This window comes from Stenotrophomonas sp. YJH_SMC_12-1 (assembly GCF_059370935.1).
Map to the genome: position 1 here is coordinate 1 of NZ_JCAFUD010000016.1, position 23,417 is coordinate 23,417.

General features: G+C 66.3%; 16 protein-coding genes and 2 pseudogenes. 13 read left to right on the forward strand and 5 right to left on the reverse strand.

The genetic code is table 11. The features are described from left to right. The 6 genes from AC5P8Y_RS19745 to AC5P8Y_RS19770 form a co-directional block, all read left to right on the forward strand. Positions 1-412 (forward strand): methyl-accepting chemotaxis protein (locus AC5P8Y_RS19745; protein WP_473822725.1); only part of this gene is annotated, 412 nt, incomplete at its 5' end. A 37-nt stretch (positions 413-449) separates the two neighbouring features. Then, positions 450-1,319: a CheR family methyltransferase gene (locus tag AC5P8Y_RS19750; protein ID WP_049402309.1), complete on the forward strand. Its 870-nt coding sequence runs from the start codon at positions 450-452 to the stop codon at positions 1,317-1,319. Beyond that, positions 1,316-1,912, forward strand: coding sequence for a chemoreceptor glutamine deamidase CheD (gene cheD, locus AC5P8Y_RS19755; RefSeq protein ID WP_005409511.1), 597 nt, complete (start codon positions 1,316-1,318; stop codon positions 1,910-1,912). The genes AC5P8Y_RS19750 and cheD overlap by 4 nt, the downstream gene beginning before the upstream one ends. After that, positions 1,909-2,982, forward strand: a complete 1,074-nt coding sequence (locus AC5P8Y_RS19760) for a protein-glutamate methylesterase/protein-glutamine glutaminase (RefSeq protein ID WP_005409510.1) — start codon at positions 1,909-1,911, stop codon at positions 2,980-2,982. The genes cheD and AC5P8Y_RS19760 overlap by 4 nt, the downstream gene beginning before the upstream one ends. A gap of 92 nt (positions 2,983-3,074) precedes the next feature. After that, complete coding sequence (locus AC5P8Y_RS19765) at positions 3,075-4,661, forward strand: hypothetical protein (RefSeq protein ID WP_495202137.1); 1,587 nt, start codon at positions 3,075-3,077, stop codon at positions 4,659-4,661. Between the two features lie 90 nt (positions 4,662-4,751). Then, the gene (locus AC5P8Y_RS19770) at positions 4,752-5,696 is read left to right on the forward strand and encodes a hypothetical protein (protein WP_111172439.1); all 945 of its coding nucleotides are present in this window, start codon (positions 4,752-4,754) and stop codon (positions 5,694-5,696) included. 91 nt (positions 5,697-5,787) lie between these two features. On the opposite strand, the gene acnB is transcribed toward AC5P8Y_RS19770, so the two are convergent. The 3 genes from acnB to AC5P8Y_RS19785 are packed head-to-tail and all read right to left on the reverse strand — an operon-like array spanning position 5,788 to position 9,052. Continuing rightward, complete coding sequence (acnB, locus tag AC5P8Y_RS19775) at positions 5,788-8,379, reverse strand: bifunctional aconitate hydratase 2/2-methylisocitrate dehydratase (RefSeq protein WP_005409507.1); 2,592 nt, start codon at positions 8,377-8,379, stop codon at positions 5,788-5,790. Positions 8,380-8,422: 43 nt separating this feature from the next. Then, complete coding sequence (locus AC5P8Y_RS19780; protein ID WP_005409506.1) at positions 8,423-8,821, reverse strand: type II toxin-antitoxin system VapC family toxin; 399 nt, start codon at positions 8,819-8,821, stop codon at positions 8,423-8,425. Between the two features lie 6 nt (positions 8,822-8,827). Continuing rightward, complete coding sequence (locus AC5P8Y_RS19785) at positions 8,828-9,052, reverse strand: AbrB/MazE/SpoVT family DNA-binding domain-containing protein (protein ID WP_005409505.1); 225 nt, start codon at positions 9,050-9,052, stop codon at positions 8,828-8,830. A gap of 191 nt (positions 9,053-9,243) precedes the next feature. Here AC5P8Y_RS19785 and bamE point away from each other — a divergent pair, with 191 nt between their 5' ends. Both bamE and acnA read left to right on the forward strand, forming a co-directional pair. Continuing rightward, entirely contained in the window at positions 9,244-9,615 is a 372-nt protein-coding gene (gene bamE, locus AC5P8Y_RS19790) for an outer membrane protein assembly factor BamE domain-containing protein (protein ID WP_005409504.1), read from the forward strand. A 260-nt stretch (positions 9,616-9,875) separates the two neighbouring features. Continuing rightward, complete coding sequence (acnA, locus tag AC5P8Y_RS19795) at positions 9,876-12,629, forward strand: aconitate hydratase AcnA (protein WP_049402306.1); 2,754 nt, start codon at positions 9,876-9,878, stop codon at positions 12,627-12,629. Between the two features lie 151 nt (positions 12,630-12,780). Here the strand turns inward: acnA and AC5P8Y_RS19800 are convergent, their stop codons facing one another. Beyond that, on the reverse strand, positions 12,781-14,331 hold the full coding sequence (locus AC5P8Y_RS19800; protein ID WP_005409502.1) for a BCCT family transporter: 1,551 nt from the start codon (positions 14,329-14,331) through the stop codon (positions 12,781-12,783). Between the two features lie 170 nt (positions 14,332-14,501). On the opposite strand from AC5P8Y_RS19800, the gene betI reads away from it, so the two are divergent. The 5 genes and pseudogenes from betI to AC5P8Y_RS19825 form a co-directional block, all read left to right on the forward strand. Continuing rightward, entirely contained in the window at positions 14,502-15,092 is a 591-nt protein-coding gene (gene betI, locus AC5P8Y_RS19805; protein WP_005409501.1) for a transcriptional regulator BetI, read from the forward strand. 38 nt (positions 15,093-15,130) lie between these two features. Beyond that, positions 15,131-16,603 carry a betaine-aldehyde dehydrogenase gene (gene betB, locus AC5P8Y_RS19810; protein ID WP_005409500.1) on the forward strand — a complete coding sequence of 491 codons (1,473 nt, stop codon included), beginning with the start codon at positions 15,131-15,133 and terminating at the stop codon, positions 16,601-16,603. 101 nt (positions 16,604-16,704) lie between these two features. Continuing rightward, positions 16,705-18,387, forward strand: coding sequence for a choline dehydrogenase (betA, locus tag AC5P8Y_RS19815; protein WP_005409499.1), 1,683 nt, complete (start codon positions 16,705-16,707; stop codon positions 18,385-18,387). Positions 18,388-18,609: 222 nt separating this feature from the next. Further along, a complete protein-coding gene (locus AC5P8Y_RS19820) occupies positions 18,610-20,286 on the forward strand; it encodes a long-chain fatty acid--CoA ligase (RefSeq protein WP_012480081.1) in 1,677 nt (558 codons plus the stop codon). A 200-nt stretch (positions 20,287-20,486) separates the two neighbouring features. Next, a pseudogene (locus AC5P8Y_RS19825) lies at positions 20,487-21,245 on the forward strand (crotonase/enoyl-CoA hydratase family protein); the annotation flags it as partial. Here the strand turns inward: AC5P8Y_RS19825 and AC5P8Y_RS19830 are convergent. Beyond that, a pseudogene (locus tag AC5P8Y_RS19830) lies at positions 21,207-23,237 on the reverse strand (response regulator); the annotation flags it as partial. The pseudogenes AC5P8Y_RS19825 and AC5P8Y_RS19830 overlap by 39 nt on opposite strands. Positions 23,238-23,417: the final 180 nt, after the last annotated feature.

Sequence of the window (23,417 nt, forward strand, 5' to 3'; positions counted from 1 at the left end):
CCACCAGGCCGGCAGCACCATGGGCGAGATCGTCGCCTCGGTGCAGCGCGTGACCGACATCATGGCCGAGATCTCCGCCGCCTCGCAGGAACAGTCGGCCGGCATCGAGCAGGTCAACCAGACCGTGGTGCAGATGGACGAGACCACCCAGCAGAACGCCGCGCTGGTGGAAGAAGCCACCGCCGCCGCACGTGCGATGGAAGACCAGGCCGCGCAGCTGGCCGACGCCGTGGCGATCTTCCGCCTCGACAACCAGGTCTCCGCCGCAGTGAAGGCTGTCGCCGAACGCGTCGAACCGGCGCGCATCACCACCGTGGCACGTCCGCAGCCTACCAGCACGCCCGCGCCGGTACGTCGCAGCAGCAACGGCAGCACCTTCGCCGCCAGCGACAGTGACTGGCAGGAATTCTGAGACCCACCCGCGGCGGCTTCGGCCGCCGCCTCTGCCGATGGACACGTCCCCCGTGCAAAGTCCTACCCCCATCGTCACCGGCCCGCGCGAATTCGAGTTCGCCGACCGTGATTTCCGCCGCGTCTGCGACCTGATCTACCAGCGCGTGGGCATCGCCCTCGCACCGGCCAAGCGCGACATGGTCTATGGCCGCCTGTCGCGCCGCCTGCGCACGCTGGGCATGCGCAGCTTCCAGCAGTACCTGGACCATCTTGAGCAGGAAGACGGTGACGAGTGGCAGGCGTTCACCAACGCACTGACCACCAACCTGACCTCGTTCTTCCGCGAGCCGCACCACTTCGACAAGCTGCGCGAAGAACTGCAGCAGCGTTCCAGCCGTTCGCCGCTGCTGCTGTGGTCGTGCGCGGCGTCCACCGGTGAGGAACCCTATTCGATGGCGATCACCGCCTGCGAGGCCTTCGGTACGCTGAAGCCGCCGGTGCGCATCATCGCTACCGACGTCGATACCCAGGTACTGGCCACCGCCGGCCGCGGCGTCTACAACATCGACCGTGTCGCCAATCTCGACCCGGACCTGCGCCGCCGCTACTTCCAGCGTGGCAGCGGTCCCAACGAGGGGCAGTGCCGCGTGCTGCCGGCGCTGCGCGAGCTGATCGAGTTCCGTCCACTGAACCTGCTCGCCCCGCGCTACGACGTCGGCGGCCCGTTCGACGCGCTGTTCTGCCGCAATGTGATGATCTACTTCGACAAGCCGACCCAGCGCGCCATCCTCGGCCGCCTGGTGCAACACCTGGCCGACGATGGCCTGCTCTACACCGGACACTCGGAGAACTACCTGCACGCCGCCGACCTGATCCAGCCCTGCGGGCGCACCCTGTACCGCCGCGCGGCAAAGGCCGGCGCATGAACGCCTCACTGCGTACCGACGACGTGATGCGCTACCAGGATGCACGCTTCCAGACCCTTGCCGCCAAGCTGCTGCCCACCCAGTACCTGGTGGTCGATGACACCACCGCGCTGACCACCACCCTGGGTTCGTGCGTGGCCGCCTGCCTGCGCGACCCGGTGCTGAAGATCGGCGGCATGAACCACTTTCTGCTGCCCGAGGGCAACGCCGGCGACGGCGCGCCCGCGCGTTACGGCAGCTATGCGATGGAACTGCTGATCAACGACATGCTCAAGCGCGGCGCGCACCGCAAGCGCATCGAGGCCAAGGTGTTCGGCGGCGCCAACGTACTGAAGGGCTTCACCAGCAATCCGGTCGGTACCCGTAACGCCGAGTTCGTGCGCCAGTACCTGCAGGCCGAGCATATTCCGATCATCGCCGAGGACCTGTGCGGCATCCATCCGCGCAAGATCTGGTTCTTCGCCGACACCGGCCGCGTGGTGGTGCAGCGCCTGCCGCATGCCCACGAAGCCGAAGTGGCTGCCACCGAATCGGCAGTGCGTGCGCGCCTGTCCAAGGCCCCGGTCACCGGTGGCGTGGAGTTGTTCGAATGACCCTGACCGGCAACGCCCCCTGCCGGGTCCTGATCGTCGACGACTCCGCCGTCGTGCGCCAGATGCTCACGGAAATCCTGTCCAGCGATCCGGCCATCGACGTGGTCGGCACCGCTGCCGACCCGCTGCTGGCACGCGAGAAGATCAAGCGCCTGGCCCCGGACGTGATCACGCTGGACGTGGAAATGCCACGCATGGACGGCCTCGCCTTCCTGGAAAACCTGATGCGGCTGCATCCACTGCCTGTGGTGATGATTTCCTCGTTGACCGAGCGCGGCGCCGATACCACGCTGCAGGCACTGGCACTGGGTGCCGTGGACTTCGTCTCCAAGCCCAAGCTGGACGTCGCACGCGGCCTGCAGGGCTACGCCGACGAGATCATCGCCAAGGTGAAGATGGCGGCGCGCTCGCGGGTGCGCCCGCTGGTGCGTGCTGCCGCTCCGAAACTCCTGCTGGAAGCAGCTCCTGCAATGCGCCCGGCTGCACCGCAGTTCCGCACCACCGACCGCCTGATCGCGATTGGTTCTTCGGCCGGCGGCACCGAGGCGCTGCGCGTGGTGCTGGAAGGCATGCCGGCCGATGCGCCTGCCGTGGTGATGACCCAGCACCTGCCTGCCAGCTTCAGCAGCGCCTTCGCCGAGCGCCTGGACCGGCACTCCGCGATGGCCGTGCGTGAGGCCAGCGACGGCGAGGCAGTGCTGCCTGGCCATGCCTACCTGCCACCGGGTGGCAAGCACCTGCGGATCATCCGCGACGGTGCGCGCTGGCGCTGCCGCGTCGACGATGGCCCTGCGGTGAACCGTCACAAGCCCGCGGTGGACGTGCTGTTCCGTTCGGTCGCGCAGAGCGCGGGCGGCAACGCCATCGGCGCCATCCTCACCGGCATGGGCGACGATGGCGCGCGCGGCCTGCTGGAAATGCGCCAGGCCGGCGCGCCGACGCTGGTCCAGGATGAAGCCACCAGCGTAGTCTGGGGCATGCCCGGCGCTGCCTTCAAACTGGGAGCGGCCGAAGAACAGGTGCCATTGGAACGGATCGCCGAACGACTCTTGGCGCTCGCCCGCGGCTGATCGTCCGCGGCATCGCACCGCCTGATTCCCCCTTTCAGATGCCGGCCCCGGAAGGGCCGGCACGGCTGTCGTGTTTTCCAAGGAGTTTGACCGTGGCCCTGCGTCTCTTCCCTTACCAACCGTCACTGCTGGCGGCCGCTCTGCTGGCTCCGCTGGCAGCCACCGCTGCCGGCGTGCCAGCACCGCCGCAGGCCACCCCGGGCCTTCCCCCCGCCCCCGTCGCGAAGGGCACCGCCTGGACCGATCGCGTCCACATCCAGAGTGGTCCGGATACCGCATCGAAGCGCCTCCACGCACCCGACGTGGCGTTGCGCATCGTCACCCCCGATGACAGCGAGTCGCTCACGCCAAAGGGCCTCGCACTGCTTTTCAGCGGCAATGAGCCGGACTACTTCCGGCGCAACACCCTGCCCGGCAGCATCGTCGAGAGCCAGGCGAGCCCCGCCATCACGCTGATGCCCAACGTAGCCAGGGCGCTGGTGGGTGGCTACTTCAGCTATGCGCCCGACGCGCTGCCCAACCAGAGCAGCACCCTGCGTTTCAGTGCAGACACCTGGGCGCTGGTGCACCAGGGCAACACACGGAAGGATCCCCTTTACCGCCTCAACCACGTCAGCACCATCGAGCAACGCCGTGCCGATGGCACCCTGGCTGAAATCATCAGATGCAGTGACAGCGACGACCGGGCGACCCTGGGCGAGTGGCAGGCCAATGACTACGCCAGGCTCAAGATTGCCGCCCAGGTGATCACGATGAAGTGCACCGAGCAGCTCATCAAGCGAATACCGGCGATGTACCCTCGCCCGCTTGCTGCTGAAGATCTCACGGCCTACGCAGGCGGTGCCGTGCCGCCGGCACGGGTGCGCATCTATGCCAGCCTGGGGCGGACCACCACCCTGTACACCGACGCCGCCTGCCGCGAGGATTACCGTGACAGGATCGACGTCAAGTACAACAACGCCGGTGACAAGGGCGTGCTCGGCATCCCCGCCACGGAAACCCTGCGCAGCAAGGAGAACGAGCGGTTCTCCATGCTCAGCTACCAGGAGTACGAAGTCGCCGGCGGCAAGCCGCTGATCGTCGAAGCGCGCTTCGACGCATCAAGCCGCATGTACTGCGACGGGCAGTTGTCGGGTCAGTTCGTGGCCAGGCCCGGGCAGGACTACGAAGTGGAAATGGAAGTGGCCGACAAGATGTGCCGCCTGCATCTGCGCCAGGTACACGCCGATGGCAGCACGACGCCACAGGTTGCGCGCAAGACCCCCAGCATCTGTGAGGGCACGCGTGCGCCGGTGCGCGTTGACCCGCGGCAGGACATGCAGGTCCTGCTGTTCAGCCCAGGCCAGCTGCAGATCCAGGATGCCCGCCAGGGCAGCGCACCGGAACGGTTGACCGACGACGCGGGCAGCACCGAGGCACTGCGGAAGATGCTGCAGCAGGCCAGCAGCAATCCCGGCACACGCCTGTGCGTGGTGGTACCGGCTACCGATTACAGCAGCGCCCTTCACGATGCCGTGCGCGAACGCGTACTGGACGCACCACAGGTATTGCCCAGCCTGTGGGAAGAGGCGGCCACGGTGAACAGGCGCCGCAGCGCCGCCGCCGATGCTCCGATCGACATCGCCGCTGCGATCGCCCATTGCAATGCGTTCCCGATCAGGGAGTTCGCGCCGCGCTGAGCAATCGCTCCCCTGCCTTCGGCCTTCGCCGGGCATCAACCACCAGAGCGCGCACAGCGCCTCATTTTCGTTTCCCCAAGGAGTACTACCGTGGCATTACGCCCAACCTGCCTCACCGCCGCGATCGCGGCCACCCTGCTGCTGGCGCCGTCGGCCTACGCCAACGACGAAGCACCCACACCCACGCCTGCCGTGGATTCCGCGGTCACCAGCGGATCAACGCTCGATCCAGCAACGGATGCGGCGACCGCGCCAGACGCGGCGCACGCCCCCACCGCGGCCGATCCGGCCATCGGGAATGTCACAGCCGCCGTGGCAGCTCCTCTCGACTACAGCAGCCTGCAGCACGTCAAGGTCACTTCCGGACTGGGTGCAGGCCCCAACGGCAATCGCGTGGGCGATCACGTGCTGCGCCTGGTGATGCGTGCCGACACCGCTGCCGTCACCGCGGCCAAGGTCGGCCTGTCTGCTCTGGCGTTCGTCACTGGCGTGGGTGACATCGGCACCAGCAACAGCTTCAGCAAGAACAACGTCCGTGGCGAGGACATCCACTCTGTGCCCAGCCCGGCCTTCGGCGCATTGCCCGGCATGATCCGCGAGCAGCTGGCACTCTATTTCGCGGCCCACCCCGGCGCCATTCCCAGCGACGAGCGCACCGTGGAAGCCAGTGCCGGCCAGTGGTCGCTGGTGTACCAGAAGCTCAGCGATGCAGAGACCCCCTACGAGCTGCGCCACGATGTAACCATCGGCTTCCCGGTGGTGCGCAAGCTGTTCCGCAGCGCCAGTGGCGGCCAGGGCGTGCACTGCCGGGACGAAGCACGGGTTGCCCCGCTGCAGGAATGGCAGGCAGACGACTATGCGAAGGCCAAGGCGGCGTCGCGTGAGTTCGCCGAGGCCTGCATCGCGCGTTTCGTGGCTGAGCTGCCCCGCCTGTTCCCCGACCATGGCGTTCTGCCGCAGCCCGCGGTGGAAGCCGAGCTTCCGGCGGAAACGCCGACCGTGACCGAGGAAGCGGCGGCCGTTACCCAGGCCTGAACCTGGGTACGCCCACAAACGAAGAACCCCCGGTTCTCACCGGGGGTTCTTCGTTTCAACGGCGTGCCGGCCAGCGGCCGGCACTACCGCGTCAGGCAGCGACCGTGTTGGCCACGTCCTGGTATTCCTCGATCTGGTCGAAGTTCATGTAGCGGTAGATCTCCGCACCATTGGCGTTGATCACGCCGATGTCCGCCATGTACTCCTCCTTGGTCGGGATGCGGCCCAGACGCGAGCAGATCGCGGCCAGTTCGGCCGAACCCAGGTACACGTTGGTGTTGCGGCCCAGGCGGTTCGGGAAGTTGCGGGTCGAGGTCGACATCGCGGTGGAGCCTTCGCGGATCTGCGCCTGGTTGCCCATGCACAGCGAGCAGCCCGGCATTTCCATGCGGGCACCGGTGGCGCCGAAGGTGCCGTACACGCCTTCCTTGGTCAGCTCCGAAGCATCCATCTTGGTCGGCGGGGCCACCCACAGGCGGGTCGGCAGGTCACGCTTGCCTTCCAGCAGCTTGGCAGCGGCACGGAAGTGACCGATGTTGGTCATGCACGAACCGATGAACACTTCGTCGATCTTGGCGCCAGCGACTTCGGACAGGGTCTTCACGTCGTCCGGATCGTTCGGGCAGGCCACGATCGGCTCGTGGATGTCGGCCAGGTCGATCTCGATGACGGCGGCGTACTCGGCGTCGGCATCCGGCTCCAGCAGCTGCGGGTTGGCCAGCCACGCCTCCATCTTCTCGATGCGACGCTGCAGCGAACGCGGATCCTGGTAGCCCTCGGCAATCATCCACTTCAGCAGCGTGATGTTGCTGGTCAGGTACTCGATGATCGGTTCCTTGTTCAGGCGCACCGAGCAACCGGCCGCCGAACGCTCGGCCGAGGCGTCGGACAGTTCGAACGCCTGTTCGACCTTCAGCTCCGGCAGGCCTTCGATTTCCAGGATGCGGCCGGAGAAGATGTTCTTCTTGCCCGCCTTGGCCACGGTCAGCAGGCCCGACTTGATCGCGTACAGCGGAATCGCGTTGACCAGGTCACGCAGGGTCACGCCCGGCTGCATCTTGCCCTTGAAGCGCACCAGCACCGACTCCGGCATGTCCAGCGGCATCACGCCGGTGGCCGCAGCGAAGGCGACCAGGCCCGAACCGGCCGGGAACGAAATGCCCACCGGGAAGCGGGTGTGCGAGTCACCACCGGTACCCACGGTGTCCGGCAGCAGCATGCGGTTGAGCCAGCTGTGGATCACGCCGTCGCCCGGGCGCAGCGAAACGCCGCCACGGGTGGAGATGAACTCCGGCAGGGTGTGGTGGGTCTTCACGTCCACCGGCTTCGGGTAGGCGGCGGTGTGGCAGAACGACTGCATCACCAGATCGGCCGAGAAGCCCAGGCAGGCCAGGTCCTTCAGCTCGTCACGGGTCATCGGGCCGGTGGTGTCCTGCGAGCCGACCGAGGTCATCTTCGGTTCGCAGTAGGTGCCCGGGCGCATGCCCTGGCCTTCCGGCAGGCCACAAGCGCGGCCGACCATCTTCTGTGCCAGCGAGAAGCCCTTGCCGGTGTCGGCCGGCTGCACCGGCAGGCGGAACAGGTTGGTCGGGGCCAGGCCCAGCGCTTCGCGCGCCTTGCCGGTCAGGCCACGGCCGATGATCAGCGGAATGCGGCCACCGGCACGCACTTCGTCGAACAGCACTTCGGACTTGACCTGGAACTCGGCGATCACTTCACCGTTCTTCAGCGCCTTGCCTTCGTACGGACGCAGCTCGACCACATCGCCGTGCTCCATCTTCGACACGTCCAGCTCGATCGGCAGTGCGCCGGCATCTTCCATGGTGTTGTAGAAGATCGGGGCGATCTTCGAACCCAGGCAGACGCCACCGGCGCGCTTGTTCGGGATGAACGGAATGTCATCACCGGTCCACCACAGCACGCTGTTGGTAGCCGATTTGCGCGAGGAGCCGGTACCGACCACGTCGCCGACATAGGCAACCAGGTGGCCCTTGTCCTTCAGGTCGAGGATCTGCTGGATCGGGCCGCGCTTGCCGTCTTCTTCCGGGGTGAACGGCGCGTCGTCGCGCTTGTTCTTCAGCATCGCCAGGGCGTGCATCGGGATGTCCGGGCGGGTGGTCGCATCCGGTGCCGGCGACAGGTCGTCGGTGTTGGTCTCGCCAGGCACCTTGAACACGGTGACGGTCAGGCTCTGCGGCACTTCCGGGTTGCTGGTGAACCACTCGGCATCGGCCCAGCTCTGCAGCACGGCCTGGGCGTTGGCGTTGCCGGCCTTGGCCTTTTCCTGCACGTCGTGGAACGCGTCGAACACCAGCAGGGTCTTCTTCAGGCCATTGGCGGCAATGGTGCCGACGCTGGTGTCGTCAAGCAGCTGCACCAGCGGCGCAACGTTGTAACCGCCGAGCATGGTGCCCAGCAGTTCGGTGGCGCGCTCGCGGCTGATCAGCGGGTTCTGCTCGCTGCCCAGCGCGATCGCGGCCAGGTACGAGGCCTTGACCTTGGCTGCGTCATCGACGCCGGCCGGCACGCGGTGGGTCAGCAGGTCGAGCAGGAACTCGGCCTCGCCCTGCGGCGGGTTCTTCAGCAGTTCGATGACATCGGCCGTCTGCTGCGCGCTCAGCGGCAGCGGCGGGATGCCAAGCGCAGCGCGCTCGGCGACGTGGTGGCGGTAGGCTTCCAACATGACAACTCCCGGGTAATGCGTAGGTTGAAATAACAAAGTGGGCTCAGGCTTGCGGCACGATCAGCTTCAGGCCCTTGAAGTAGTCGCGGTAAAACGTGTCGTTCCAGGTGATCAGGCCGTCGCACTGCAGCAGTGCGTGGGCGCCGACCATGAATTCGTCCAGGCTGCGGCGGCTGCCGCCGCGCTGGCGATGACGGCGGTGCATCTCGCCGGCGCGCAGTGCCGACTTGGCTTCCATCGGGTTGAAATGCACGCCCATCTCTTCCAGCGCTTCGAGCACTTCGGCACCGCCGCGCAGCGATGCGCAGACTTCGGCCAACGTTGCGCCACAGACCACCACGCGGCCGCCGACCAGGCTCTGCCGCAGGATGGCTTCCACCGCATCGGCCTGCGGACCATTGCTGAGCAGCTCGACCAGAACTGGTGAATCGACGGCGATCATCACCGCTTACTCCTCGTCACGCACCGCGCGCACCGCCGCGTCGGACGATTCGAAGCCGTCCAGCGCGAACTTGCCGCGCGCCCGTGAAATGGCATCGTCAACACTCTTGCGCAGGATGATGCGGCTGCCGTCCAGCTCGACCTTCAGCAGCGTGCCCTTGGTCAGGCCGAGGGCATCACGCACCGCCTTGGGCAGGGTGATCTGTCCGCGTTCAGCAACGGTGGCTTCCATGGGGGTACGCCTCAAAAAGTATGCATGAATTATACATACTCGCAGTGTATGGAACAAACCCGGCCAATCCGTGACCGCGATCCTGCGCTGGTCGCATCCGGGGGTTAGACTGGCTCCGCAGCGACCTGCTGCGGCCCCGGGCTGGACGCACCGCGTGCCGCCCGCACCTACCCGCCATAAAAGGATGTTCCATGCGCGCCTTGACCCTTGCCCTGATGCTGGCTGCCCCGCTGGCCCTTTCGACGACGGCAGCCCACGCCAATCCGTTCGGCGCCTACACCACCGGCGTCGAGATCACCCAACAGCAGATGGACACCCTGGAAGTCGGCAAGACCAGCCAGGACCAGGTCCGTGAGAAGTTCGGCGCACCCGGCCGCCGCGAACAGCTGGGCGACACCCAGGTCTGGTACTACGACTACGTGAAGATCAAGACCTTCGGCAAGAACATCCAGGAAGCGACGGTCCTGGAATTCAACAAGCAGGGTGTGCTGACGGCCAAGTCCAAGAGCAACGCTGTTGGCAAGACCGGCAATCCGCTGCTGGATGCCGCCAACGGCAAGTAAGTCCTGCTCGACACGCACTTCCGGACGGGACGCCCATGGGCGTCCCGTCTGCGTTCGGGCCAGCGGGCGACGACCGCACGCGCTGACACGAAGGCTACACACACCGCTGTAACCTTGCGTTCCAAGCCAGCCGGGTCATTGCCGGGCGCTGGATCGCCGATACTGGGCAGGATCCGGGGCCGGAATGCCACCGGCGACCGCAAGCAGGCCCTTGCACGCACGGGCCAGAGCAAGCCATCCGCAAGAAGGAGTTACCCCGCATGAGCGATTCGTTCTCCACCCGCAGCCAGCTGAACGTCGGCGGCAAGACCTACGACTACTTCAGCCTGCCCACGCTGGGCCAGCGCTTCGATATCTCCCACCTGCCCTACTCGATGAAGATCCTGCTGGAGAACCTGCTCCGGCACGAGGACGGCGGCATCACCGTCGGCACGGACCACATCGAAGCCGTGGCCCGCTGGAATCCGGCGGCAGAACCGGACACCGAGATCGCCTTCATGCCGGCGCGCGTGGTCCTGCAGGACTTCACCGGCGTGCCCTGCGTGGTCGACCTGGCCGCGATGCGCGATGCGGTGGTCAAGCTCGGCGGCTCGCCGGAGCAGATCAACCCGCAGATTCCCTCCGAACTGGTCATCGACCACTCGGTGCAGGTCGATGTGTTCGGCAAGCCGGACGCACTGGACCTCAACGGCAAGATCGAATTCCAGCGCAACCAGGAACGCTACGGCTTCCTGCGCTGGGGCCAGAAGGCCTTCGACAACTTCAAGGTGGTGCCGCCGAACACCGGCATCGTCCACCAGGTGAACCTGGAAAACCTGGCCCGCGTGGTGATGACCGCGGACAAGGATGGCAAGGCCGTGGCCTACCCCGATACCGTGTTCGGCACCGATAGCCACACCACCATGATCAACGGCATCGGCGTGCTGGGCTGGGGCGTGGGCGGCATCGAAGCGGAGGCCGCCATGCTCGGCCAGCCATCGTCGATGCTGATCCCGCAGGTGGTCGGCTTCAAGCTGACCGGCAAGCTGCCCGAGGGTGCCACCGCCACCGACCTGGTGCTGAGCGTCACCCAGATGCTGCGCAAGCTGGGCGTGGTCGGCAAGTTCGTCGAGTTCTACGGTGACGGCCTGCAGCACCTGCCGCTGGCCGACCGCGCCACCATCGGCAACATGGCCCCGGAATACGGCGCCACCTGTGGCATCTTCCCGATCGACGCCGAGTCGCTGAACTACCTGCGCCTGTCCGGCCGCAGCGAAGAGCAGATCAACCTGGTCGAGGCCTACGCCAAGGCGCAGGGCCTGTGGCACGAGCCGGGCAGCCCGCACGCCCAGTACAGCACCACGCTGGAACTGGACATGGGCACGGTGAAGCCGTCGCTGGCCGGCCCGAAGCGCCCGCAGGACCGCGTGCTGCTGGAAGACGTGCAGAAGAACTACCGTGAAGCCCTGGTCGGCATGACCGCCAACCGTGACAAGCGCAGCGACGACGTCTCCTCGTTCGTCAACGAAGGCGGCGGCGCCGCGGTCGGCAACGAGCAGCTGGCCAAGGGCTTCGCCGACATCGAGATCGAAGGCCGCAAGGTCCGCCTGAAGGACGGCGCGGTGGTCATCGCTGCCATCACTTCGTGCACCAACACCTCCAACCCGGCGGTGATGATCGGCGCCGGCCTGCTGGCCCGCAATGCGGCCGCCAAGGGCCTGAACCGCCAGCCGTGGGTGAAGACCTCGCTCGGGCCGGGCTCGCGGGTGGTCACCGATTACCTGGAAAAGGCCGGCGTACTGAAGGAGCTGGAAAAGATCGGCTTCTACGTGGTCGGCTACGGCTGCACCACCTGCATCGGCAACTCCGGCCCGCTGCCGACCGAAGTCAGCGCCGGCATCGCCACCGGCGACCTGGTGGTCACCTCGGTGCTGTCGGGCAATCGCAACTTCGAGGGCCGCGTGCACCCCGAAGTGAAGATGAACTACCTGGCCAGCCCGCCGCTGGTGGTGGCCTACGCCATCGCCGGCACCACCGACATCGACCTGACCACCCAGCCGCTGGGAACCGGCAGCGATGGCCAGCCGGTGTTCCTGCGCGACATCTGGCCGAGCAACAAGGAAATCGGTGACGTCATCGCCGCCACCATCGGCCCGGAGATGTTCAAGCAGAACTACGCGGATGTGTTCAAGGGTGACACCCGCTGGAATACCATCGCCTCGCCGGACGGCAACCTGTACGAGTGGAGCGACGCTTCCACGTACATCAAGAACCCGCCGTACTTCGATGGCATGACCATGCAGACCGGCAGCATCGACGACGTGCACGGCGCGCGCGTGATGGGCCTGTTCGGCGATTCGATCACCACCGACCACATCTCCCCGGCCGGCAACATCAAGAAGGACTCGCCGGCAGGCCGCTTCCTGCAGGAGCGCGGCGTGCAGCCGGCCGACTTCAACAGCTACGGCAGCCGCCGCGGCAACGATGACGTGATGGTCCGCGGCACCTTCGCCAACATCCGCATCAAGAACCTGATGTTCGGTGGCGAGGAAGGCGGCAACACCCTGTACTACCCGGCCGGTGGCGGCCAGCCGGAAAAGCTGGCGATCTACGATGCGGCCATGAAGTACAAGGCCGACAAGGTGCCTCTGGTGGTGCTGGCCGGCAAGGAATACGGTACCGGCTCGTCGCGTGACTGGGCTGCCAAGGGCACCCTGCTGCTGGGGGTGAAGGCGGTCATCGCCGAAAGCTTCGAGCGCATCCACCGCTCCAACCTGGTCGGCATGGGCGTGCTGCCGCTGCAGTTCCGCAACGGCGAGAACGCGCAGAGCCTGGGCCTGGACGGCTCGGAAGTGATCGACATCACCGGCCTGCAGGATGGCGCCAGCAAGCGCGCCACGGTCACCGCGACCAAGGCCGATGGCACGAAGAAGACCTTCGAGGTGTCGGTGATGCTGCTGACCCCGAAGGAAGTCGAGTACTTCCGTCATGGTGGCCTGCTGCAGTACGTGCTGCGCCAGTTGGCCAGCAAGTAACGTTCCGCTCTCGGTAGAGTCGACGGCTAGTCGACTACCCAACAAAAGGGCCGGATCCTCGCGGATCCGGCCCTTCCTGTTTCTCTGCAGCCAGGCATGCCCTGGCTCTACCGCAACTCCGGCGGCACCGCGATGGGCGCCAGGTGCGCGATCACCGGCGCGGCGCGTCCGGGTCGGTGCGCAGCGCCTTCAGCAGGCCCCACATGTAGAACGCCAGGGTGAACGAGAACGGCAGGCCGCACAGCACCACCGCCGTCTGCATTGCGCTGAAATTGCCGGCCAGCAGCAGCCCGACGCTGGCCACGGTGATGCCGACGGCCCAGAACACGCGCAGCCAGATCGGCGCGTCATGACCGTCTTCCACCCCATCGTCAACGCGACGGGTACACAGGTTGGCGATCATCAGCGTGCCCGAATCGACCGGGGTCAGGAACAGCACGAAGCCGATCACCACCGCGGCACCGGCCACGTACGGCGCGGCGGGCAGGTATTCCAGCAGCTTGAACAGCGTCATCGCCGCATCGTGCTGGGCCACGTCACCCAGGATCGCCTGGCCATGGTTGAGCACCAGGTCGATGGCGGTGTTGCCGAAGATCGACAGCCACGCCAGGGTAAAGCCGAGCGGGATCAGCAGCACGCCCATGATCACTTCGCGGATGGTGCGGCCGCGCGAGATGCGTGCCACGAAAAGGCCGACGAACGGCGCCCAGGCGATCCACCAGGCCCAGTAGAACAGCGTCCACGAGCCCATCCACTCACGGCCCTTCGGGTCGTTGAGGTACATGTCGAAACTCTTGCGCACGAACGCACCGAGGTAATCGCCGGTGTTCTGGATCAGGCCATCGAACAGGTGCAGGGTCGGGCCGGTGACCAGCACGAACAGCAGCAGGCCGCACAGCAGGCGCACGTTGAGGTTGGACAACCAGGCAATGCCCTTCTCCACACCGGCGACCACGCCGATGGTGGCCACCACCATCATCACCAGCACGATCGCCACCAGCACCTGCGGCGTATCCGGGATGTGGAACAGGTAGACCAGGCCGGACTGCACCACCAGCGCGCCGATGCCGAGGTTGGTGACCATCGAGATCAGCGTGGCGAGGATGCCGAAGCCATCGACCATGTCGCCGATGCGGCCATGGATGCGCTCACCGAAGATCGGGTACAGCGCCGAGCGCAGCGCCAGCGGCAGGTCACGGCGGTAGGCGAAATAGCCCAGTGCCACGCCGACCAGCGCATACAGCGCCCAGCCGTGCAGGCCCCAGTGCAGGAAGGTCAGCACCATCGCCTCGCGGCCGGCGGCCACGGTGCCGCCGGGTTGCCCGGGCGGATGCAGGAAGTGGTCCAGCGGCTCGTAGGCGCCGTAGTACAGCAGCGCGATGCCGATGCCGGCCGAGAACAGCATCGAGACCCAGGCGACGTAGCCGAAGGCCGGCGATTCCTCGTTGTGACCCAGGCGGATGCGGCCATACGGCGAGAACGCCAGCCACAGCACGAAGCCCAGGCACAGCACGATCAGCAGCATGTACCACCAGCCGAACGCGGCCGACACCTCGGCCTGCGCCCATTGCAGCCAGTGCTCGCTGCCTTCGGGATAGAGAACGGTGAGCAGCCCGAGGATGCCGATCGACACCGAGGAGCTGAAGAAGACAAAACGGTTCAAGCGCAGGGGCGAACGCTTGGGATGAGCCAGGGAAGACATGGGGTCGTCTCATCAAGTCCGAGGGAGCACATGGGCGGGGCCGGACCGGTAAACCGGGCCCATGGCGTGGGGCGCGAGCGCATCCTAGGGTTTATTGATTGAACGTTCAATCAATAAAAAGCATAATGGCGGGCAGCCCGATCCTTCGGGTCGCAATCCGTGGAGAGACAATGCCGAAGAAAGGCGTGGAACCGGTACGGCGCGAACAGCTGATCCGGGCCACTTTCCAGACCATCGACGAGATCGGCATGGCCGATGCGACCGTCGCCACCATCGCGAAGAAGGCAGGGCTGTCCAGCGGCATCGTCGCCCACTACTTCGGCGACAAGGACGGCCTGCTCAATGCTGCAATGCGGCAGATCCTGCGCGAGCTGAAGGACGCGGTCGCCCGCTACCGCGCCGACGCCAGCGACGACCCGCGCGAGCAGCTGCGCGCCATCGTCGACGGCAACTTCGACGACAGCCAGATCAACGGCACCGCGATGCGCGTCTGGCTCACCTTCTGGGCCGCGAGCATGCACCAGCCGGAACTGGCCCGGCTGCAGCGCGCCAACGACCAGCGCCTGTTCTCCAACCTGTGCCACCAGTTCAACCGCCTGCTGCCCCACCCGCAGGCCCGCCTGGCCGCCCGCGGGCTGGCCGCGATGATCGATGGCCTGTGGCTGCGCGGCAGCCTGGTCGGCGGCCAGTTCAACGCCGAGAAGTCCCGGCGCATCGCTTACGGCTACATCGACTTCCAGTTGCAGGCTGTCGCGCTATAAGCGCTTCAGCACCCGCCCCCTTCCAAGGAGTACGCCCCATGACCACCCTGCCCGTCCAACAGCTCTACATCCACGGCCAGCGCGTCGATGCCACCAGCGGCAAGACCTTCAAGACCGTCAACCCGGCCACCGGTGAGGTGATCGCCGAAGTGCAGGTTGCCAGCCAGGCCGACGTCGAGCGTGCCGTGCAGAGCGCGTCCGAAGGCCAGAAGGTGTGGGCCGCGATGACCGCGATGGAGCGCTCGCGCATCCTGCGCCGCGCCGTCGAGATCCTGCGTGAGCGCAACGACGAACTGGCCCACCTGGAAACCCTGGACACCGGCAAGGCGCTGGCCGAAACCACCACCGTGGACATCGTCACCGGCGCCGACGTGGTCGAGTACTACGCTGGCCTGGCCACCGCCATCGAGGGCATCCAGCTGCCGCTGCGCGAATCGAGCTTCTTCTACACCCGTCGCGAGCCGCTGGGCGTGGTCGCCGGCATCGGCGCCTGGAACTACCCGATCCAGATCGCCATGTGGAAGTCGGCCCCGGCGCTGGCCGCCGGCAACGCGATGGTGTTCAAGCCTTCGGAAGTGACCCCGCTGACCGCGATCCGGCTGGCCGAGATCTACACCGAAGCCGGCGTGCCGGCCGGCGTGTTCAACGTCGTGCAGGGCCCGGGCCGCGAGATCGGCCAGTGGCTGACCGAGCACCCGGTGATCGAGAAGATTTCCTTCACCGGCGGCGTCGCCACCGGCAAGAAGGTCATGGCCAGCGCCGCGTCCTCCTCGCTGAAGGAAGTGACCATGGAGCTGGGCGGCAAGTCGCCGCTGGTGATCTGCGATGACGCCGACCTGGACCGCGCCGCCGACATCGCGGTGATGGCCAACTTCTTCAGCTCCGGCCAGGTCTGCACCAACGGCACCCGCGTGTTCGTGCCGCGCAGCATGCTCGCCGCATTCGAGGCCGCCGTTGTCGAGCGCGTCAAGCGCATCCGCATCGGCGACCCGATGGCCGCTGAGACCAACTTCGGCCCGCTGACCAGCTTCCCGCACATGGAAAACGTGCTGCGCTACATCGAAAGCGGCAAGGCCGAAGGCGCCCGCCTGCTGACCGGCGGTGGCCGTGCCACCGAAGGCGCGCTGGCCAATGGCGCCTACGTTCTGCCGACCGTGTTCTCCGACTGCCGCGATGACATGACCATCGTCAAGGAAGAGATCTTCGGGCCGGTGATGAGCATCCTCGCCTACGACGACGAAGACGAAGTGGTGCGTCGCGCCAACGACACCACCTTCGGTCTGGCCGCCGGCGTGGTCAGCAAGGACATCAGCCGCGCCCACCGCATCATCCACCGCCTGGAAGCCGGCATCTGCTGGATCAATACGTGGGGTGAGTCGCCGGCCGAAATGCCGGTCGGTGGCTACAAGGAATCCGGCGTCGGCCGCGAGAACGGCATCTCCACCCTCGGCCACTACACCCGCATCAAGTCGGTGCAGGTGGAACTGGGCGACTACGCCAGCGTGTTCTGACCGGCGCGCCCCGAGCGCGCACCCTCGTCCGGCCACCGCGCCGATCCGACATTCCGCCGGGACGCCTGCATGCAGCGCGCCCCGGCCTGCAGGAGACACCCATGAGCACCCACAACGAGTACGACTACATCATCATCGGCGCCGGTTCGGCCGGCAACGTGCTGGCTACCCGCCTCACCGAAGATGCCGATGTCAGCGTGCTGCTGCTGGAAGCCGGTGGCCCGGACTACCGGCTCGACTTCCGTACCCAGATGCCGGCGGCACTGGCCTTCCCGCTGCAGGGCAAGCGCTACAACTGGGCGTACAAGACCGATCCCGAGCCCTTCATGAACAACCGCCGCATGGACTGCGGCCGCGGCAAGGGCCTGGGCGGCTCGTCGCTGATCAACGGCATGTGCTACATCCGCGGCAACGCGATGGATTACGACAACTGGGCGAGCATGCCGGGCCTGGAAGACTGGACCTACCTGGACTGCCTGCCGTACTTCCGCAAGGCGGAAACCCGCGACATCGGCCCCAATGACTACCACGGTGGCGACGGCCCGCTGCGGGTGACCACGCCGAAGGCCGGCAACAACGAGCTGTTCGCTGCGATGGTCGAAGCCGGCGTGCAGGCCGGCTACCCGCGCACCGACGACCTCAACGGCTACCAGCAGGAAGGCTTCGGCCCGATGGACCGCACGGTGACCCCGAAGGGCCGTCGCTCCAGCACCGCCCGTGGTTACCTGGACCTGGCCAAGCCGCGCCCGAACCTGACCATCGTCACCCACGCGCTTACCGACCGCATCCTGTTCTCGGGCAAGCGTGCGGTGGGCGTGCAGTGGCTGCACAACGACCAGCCGCAGCGTGCCACCGCGCGCCGCGAAGTGCTGCTGTGTGGCGGCGCCATCGCCTCGCCGCAGATCCTGCAGCGTTCGGGCGTCGGCCCGGCCGACCTGCTGCGCAGCCTGGACATCGACCTGGTGCACCACCTGCCGGGCGTCGGCGCCAACCTGCAGGACCACCTGGAGATGTACCTGCAGTACGAGTGCAAGAAGCCGGTCTCGCTGGCACCGGCACTGAAGCTGTACAACCAGCCGGCCATCGGCGCCGAGTGGCTGTTCCTGGGCACCGGCATCGGCGCCAGCAACCAGTTCGAGGCCGGCGGCTTCATCCGCAGCGACGCCGAATTCGACTGGCCGAACCTGCAGTACCACTTCCTGCCGGTGGCGATCAATTACAACGGCTCCAACCCGATCAAGGCGCACAGCTTCCAGATGCACGTCGGTTCGATGCGCTCGCCCAGCCGCGGCCGCATCCACGTGCGTTCGAAGGATCCGCGCGAACATCCGAGCATCCTCTTCAACTACATGTCGCATGAGCAGGACTGGCGCGAGTTCCGCGCGGCGATCCGCATCACCCGCGAGATCTTCGCGCAGCCGGCGCTGGCACCGTACAGCGGCCGCGAGATTTCCCCGGGCAGCGCGCTGCAGACCGATGCGCAGATCGATGCGTTCGTCCGCGAACATGCCGAGACCGCCTACCACCCGTCGTGCTCGAACAAGATGGGCCACGCCGATGACCCGATGGCGGTGGTCGACGGCCAGGGCCGCGTGCACGGGCTGGAAGGCCTGCGCATCGTCGATGCCTCGATCATGCCGCAGGTGGTGACCGGCAACCTCAACGCGCCGACCATCATGATGGCCGAGAAGCTGGCCGACGTGATCCGCGGCCGCACCCCGCTGGCCCGCAGCACCGCGCCGTACTACAAGGCCAACGGTGCACCGGTGCGCAAGCAGGACTGACGCAAGCGCCCCGCCTGGCGACACGGTCGTGCCGGCCGCTGGCCGGCATCCACCGGAATCCCGATCGAGCGCAGACGCCGGCCAGCGGCCGGCACGACCAAGCAAAGAGGCCCTTCGGGGCCTCTTCGCGTTTTCCCTACGGCGGGGTATGCTGCAATGAACGGCCATTGTCGCTACGCTCAGGGCCGGAACCTAATACATCACGATTCCTGGAGGGGGAATATGAGTCTGGATCGTCCCTGGCTGCAAAGCTATCCGAAAGGCGTTCCCGCCGAAATCGACGTCAACGAGTTCCATTCGGTAGCTTCGGTCTTCGACGCTTCCGTCGCGAAATTCCGCGACCGTCCGGCCTACTCCAGCTTCGGCAAAGTGCTCACCTACGGTGAGACCGATGCGCTGGTCACCCAGTTCGCCGCCTACCTGCTGGGTGAGCTCAAGCTCAAGAAGGGTGACCGCGTCGCCCTGATGATGCCCAACTGCCTGCAGTACCCGGTGGCCACCTTCGGCGTGCTGCGCGCCGGACTGACCGTGGTCAACGTCAACCCGCTGTACACCGCGCGCGAACTCAAGCACCAGCTGGTCGACGCGGGCGTCAGTGCGCTGGTGGTGGTCGACAACTTCGGCGACACCGTCGAACAGGTCATCGCCGATACGCCGGTCAAGCACGTGGTCACCACCGGCCTGGGCGACCTGCTCGGCGCCAAGGGCGCGATCGTCAACTTCGTGCTGAAGTACGTCAAGAAGATGGTGCCCAACTACCACATCAAGGGCGCCGTCCGCTTCAGGCAGGCGCTCAAGCTGGGCAGCCGCCACGCGCTTCCGAAGGTCGAGATCGACCACGACGACATCGCTTTCCTGCAGTACACCGGCGGTACCACCGGCGTGGCCAAGGGCGCGATGCTGACCAACCGCAACCTGATCGCCAACATGCAGCAGGCGTCGGCGTGGCTGTCCACCTCGGGCATCGAGCCGGGCAAGGAAGTGATCATCACTGCCCTGCCGCTGTACCACATCTTCGCGTTGACCGCGAACGGCCTGGTCTTCATGAAGTTCGGTGGCTGCAACCACCTGATCACCAACCCGCGCGACATGAAGGGCTTCGTCAAGGAGCTCAAGGGCACCCGCTTCACCGCCATCACCGGCGTCAACACGCTGTTCAACGGCCTGCTCAACACGCCCGGCTTCGACGAGATCGACTTTTCTTCGGTCAAGTTCACCCTCGGCGGCGGCATGGCGGTACAACGTGCCGTGGCCGAACGCTGGAAGAAGGTCACCGGGGTGACCCTGGTCGAAGCCTATGGCCTGACCGAGACCTCGCCGGCAGCCTGCATCAACCCGCTCACCCTGCCCGAGTACAACGGCGCCATCGGCCTGCCGATCCCGTCCACCGATGCGTGCATCAAGGACGACAACGGCAACATCCTGGCGCTGGGCGAAGTGGGCGAGCTGTGCATCAAGGGCCCGCAGGTGATGAAGGGCTACTGGCAGCGCCCGGAGGAAACCGCCACCGCCATCGACGCCGACGGCTGGCTGCACACCGGCGACATGGCGAAGATGGACGAACAGGGCTTCTTCTACATCGTCGACCGCAAGAAGGACATGATTCTGGTGTCCGGCTTCAATGTGTACCCGAACGAGGTCGAGGACGTGATCGCGATGATGCCCGGCGTGTTGGAAGTGGCTGCGGTCGGTGTCCCGGACGAGAAGTCCGGCGAGGTCGTGAAGGTCGTGATCGTGAAGAAGGACCCGAACCTGACCGCGGAAATGGTCAAGGAACATGCCCGGGCCAACCTGACCGGTTACAAGCACCCCAGAATCGTAGAATTCCGAAAGGAGCTGCCGAAGACCAACGTCGGCAAGATTCTCCGTCGCGAGCTGCGTGATACGCCCGCCCAGTAAGGGTTTCCGGGCAACACGACAGTACAGGGGACCCCGCCGGAGACGGCGGGGTCTTTTTATTGCCGGAACATGTCCGGCCCGGCGCTTGCGGGCGGTTCACGACGGGTGCATAGAATCAGTCGCCGCCGCATGTTCAGCTCGCCCCCTCACTCCTCTCCGTCCGCTCTGCGGTTGGCCGGACGGTCACACGGAGAACTCCCATGTCTGCAGTACGCCCCATCATTACCCGTCCCTCGCAGCACCCTACCCTGCGTATCACCGAAGAACCCGAGCGGGATGTTTACTGGATCCATATGCACGCCAACCTGGTCAACCAGCCAGGCCGGCCGTGCTTCGCCTCGCGCCTGGTCGATGACATCGTCGACTACCAGCGCGAACTGGGCGATCGCCTCAGCGCCTCGCACGCTCTGTCACCCCATGTCGTACTTGCCTCGGACAGCGACGTGTTCAACCTGGGCGGCGATCTCGAACTGTTCTGCCGCCTGATCCGCGAGGGCGACCGCGCCCGCCTGCTCGACTATGCCCAGCGCTGCGTGCGCGGCGTGCATGCCTTCCATGCCGGCCTGGGCACCCGTGCCCACAGCATCGCCCTGGTCCAGGGCAATGCACTGGGGGGCGGCTTCGAGGCCGCACTGAGCTGCCACACCATCGTCGCCGAGGAAGGCGTGTTGATGGGCCTGCCGGAGGTGCTGTTCGACCTGTTCCCCGGCATGGGCGCCTACTCCTTCCTGTGCCAGCGGATCAGTCCGCGGCTGGCGGAGAAGATCATGCTGGAAGGCAACCTCTACACCGCCAGCCAGCTGAAGGAAATGGGCCTGGTCGACATCGTGGTGCCGGTGGGCGAAGGTGTTGCCGCAGTCGAACAGGTGATCAAGGAAAGCCGACGCATCCCGCACGCCTGGGCGGCGATGCGTGAGGTCAACGAGATCGCCACCATGGTGCCGCTGCATGACCAGGTTGCTTGCCACGCCGCGCAGCGCGTGGGCGTGCTCGCGGAAATCCTCCCAGGCCTGGCGCTCGCCGCAGCCCTGCAGCTGGCCCATGCTCGCGTCGACGTCCGCCAGGCACTGGTCGATGAACTTGCGTTCGAAGCCATCGCCCATGCCCAGCGACGCCAGCTCGTCCAGGACCGCGGTATCGAGCACGCCATCGCCGACCGGCAATGCAGGCACCGACTGGATGCCGGGCTCGGCGCGGGTGTTGGCGGCGACATCGGCCAGCACTTCCAGCAGGCGGGTGGCCACCACGGGCTTGGCAAGGAAGGCGCGGGCGCCGGCCTGCTCGCAACGCAGGATGGACTCGGGGGTGACGTCTGCGCTCAGCACCATGACCGGAACGTAAGGCATGCCGCTGGCCTGCATCACCCGCAACTGCTTGAGCAGATCCAGTCCGCTCATGCCGGGCATGTGCAGGTCGACGATCGCTGCGTCGTAACTGGCCTGCTCCAGCGCATCGAGCACTTCGGCGCCGCCGTTGACGCAGGTGACCTTGTGGCCGGCCTTCTCCAGCAGCCGCTGCAGCACCATGCGATTGGCCTCGTGGTCGTCGGCGACCAGAACCCGCAGGCTCCGCACCCGTGCACGATGGCGCAGGAAGGGGTTGGAAAACGCGATGACATTGCCGGCTTCAGCCACCTCGGACGGAACCGCCGGGGCTGATGAGGTGTCTGCGACGTCCAGCGTGATCTCGACCCAGAACACGCTGCCGCGCGGGCTGTTCGGCGCATAGCCGACCTGCCCGCCCATCGACTCGACCAGGCCCTTGGCAATGGCGGTGCCCAGACCGGTGCCTTCATGGCGACGGGCCAGGCCGACATCGCCCTGCTCGAACGCATTGAACAGGCGTCCGCGCAACGCCACCGGCACGCCGATGCCGGTATCGACGATCTCGAATCGCAGGCGCATCCGCTCGCTGCCCAGCGCATCGGGGCTGGACACGCGCAGATGCACGTAGCCACTGTCGGTGAACTTGACCGCGTTGCCCATCAGGTTCAGCAGGATCTGCTGCAGATGCCCGGCATCCCCCAACAGGCGCGGCGGCACGTTGTCGTCCACCTGCACGCGATAATCCAGCGATTTGGAGCGGGTCTGCGGGGTCAGGATCAGGTTGATCGCCTGCAGCACGTCGGCCAGCGCGAACTCGTGCCACTCCACGCGCACCTTGCCAGCTTCGATCGCGGAGATGTCCAGCACCTCTTCCACCAGCGCCAGCAGGCTGCGGGTCGAGGCCTGGATGGTGTTCAGGCACTCGCGCTGTTCGTCGTCCAGGCGGGTGGTGGCCAGCACTTCGGTCATGCCGGCCAGCCCGTTCAACGGCGTGCGGAACTCATGGCTCATGTTGGCCAGGAAGCGGCTCTTGGCTTCGTTGGCCTGCCGCGCCTCGGCCACCGCCCGGGTCAAGGCATGCAGCAGCGAATCGAAGTACAGCGGAATCGCACCCAGGCCCAGCAACAGGCCCCAGCCCAGATAATCGTGGCCGCGCCAGTACGGCGACAGCATCACCGTGCACAGGAAGGCCAGGCAGCCCATGGCCGTGGCCACGCGCAGGTAGGTGCTGCCGTAGCGCATGCCGTTGCCGATCGTCACCCACAGCATCACCGCATACAGCGGTGCGGCCGGCTCGCCCTGGATGGTCATGATCCAGGCCATGCAGGTGTAGTCGGTCAGCATGCCGATCACCCGGCGCACATGCGACACGCCCGGATTGACCAGGATCGCGGTCAGCAGGCCGGCGGAAATGGTCAGCTCGAAGGCGAGGATCAGCCACGTCGCCGTCAGCGCCTCACCGCCGCCGCTCAGCGAGCGCCAGCCGAGATAGCTGATGAACAGTGCCGTGATGATGATGCGGATCAGGTTCTGCGCGTGCTCACTGTCCTCGCGCCCGGACAGGCGCTGCTTGAAGCGGGCCAACAGCGAGCGCTTGTCGGATCCAGCGGCGGGAATCGTATCCATGGTTGGATGTCGCATCCTTCGGCGCAGCAGGGAGGAGCAGCACAACGGTACTGCCAGTAACCCCAACCACAGGGAAATGGCCAGCCCCAGGTTGGCCTGCCAATAGGGAGTCAACAGCACGGTAGTGCCGAAACTGATCATCGCCAGCACGATGGCAGCGGTCAGGTAACGCGGCCCGAA

Bases quoted from the DNA above. Each gene is read 5' to 3' on its own strand.
- AC5P8Y_RS19750 (WP_049402309.1), top strand. From the start codon at position 450: ATGGACACGTCCCCCGTGCAAAGTCCTACCCCCATCGTCACCGGCCCG.
- cheD (WP_005409511.1), top strand. From the start codon at position 1,316: ATGAACGCCTCACTGCGTACCGACGACGTGATGCGCTACCAGGATGCA.
- AC5P8Y_RS19760 (WP_005409510.1), top strand. From the start codon at position 1,909: ATGACCCTGACCGGCAACGCCCCCTGCCGGGTCCTGATCGTCGACGAC.
- acnB (WP_005409507.1), bottom strand. From the start codon at position 8,379: ATGTTGGAAGCCTACCGCCACCACGTCGCCGAGCGCGCTGCGCTTGGC.
- AC5P8Y_RS19780 (WP_005409506.1), bottom strand. From the start codon at position 8,821: ATGATCGCCGTCGATTCACCAGTTCTGGTCGAGCTGCTCAGCAATGGT.
- AC5P8Y_RS19785 (WP_005409505.1), bottom strand. From the start codon at position 9,052: ATGGAAGCCACCGTTGCTGAACGCGGACAGATCACCCTGCCCAAGGCG.
- bamE (WP_005409504.1), top strand. From the start codon at position 9,244: ATGCGCGCCTTGACCCTTGCCCTGATGCTGGCTGCCCCGCTGGCCCTT.
- acnA (WP_049402306.1), top strand. From the start codon at position 9,876: ATGAGCGATTCGTTCTCCACCCGCAGCCAGCTGAACGTCGGCGGCAAG.
- AC5P8Y_RS19800 (WP_005409502.1), bottom strand. From the start codon at position 14,331: ATGTCTTCCCTGGCTCATCCCAAGCGTTCGCCCCTGCGCTTGAACCGT.
- betI (WP_005409501.1), top strand. From the start codon at position 14,502: ATGCCGAAGAAAGGCGTGGAACCGGTACGGCGCGAACAGCTGATCCGG.
- betB (WP_005409500.1), top strand. From the start codon at position 15,131: ATGACCACCCTGCCCGTCCAACAGCTCTACATCCACGGCCAGCGCGTC.
- betA (WP_005409499.1), top strand. From the start codon at position 16,705: ATGAGCACCCACAACGAGTACGACTACATCATCATCGGCGCCGGTTCG.
- AC5P8Y_RS19820 (WP_012480081.1), top strand. From the start codon at position 18,610: ATGAGTCTGGATCGTCCCTGGCTGCAAAGCTATCCGAAAGGCGTTCCC.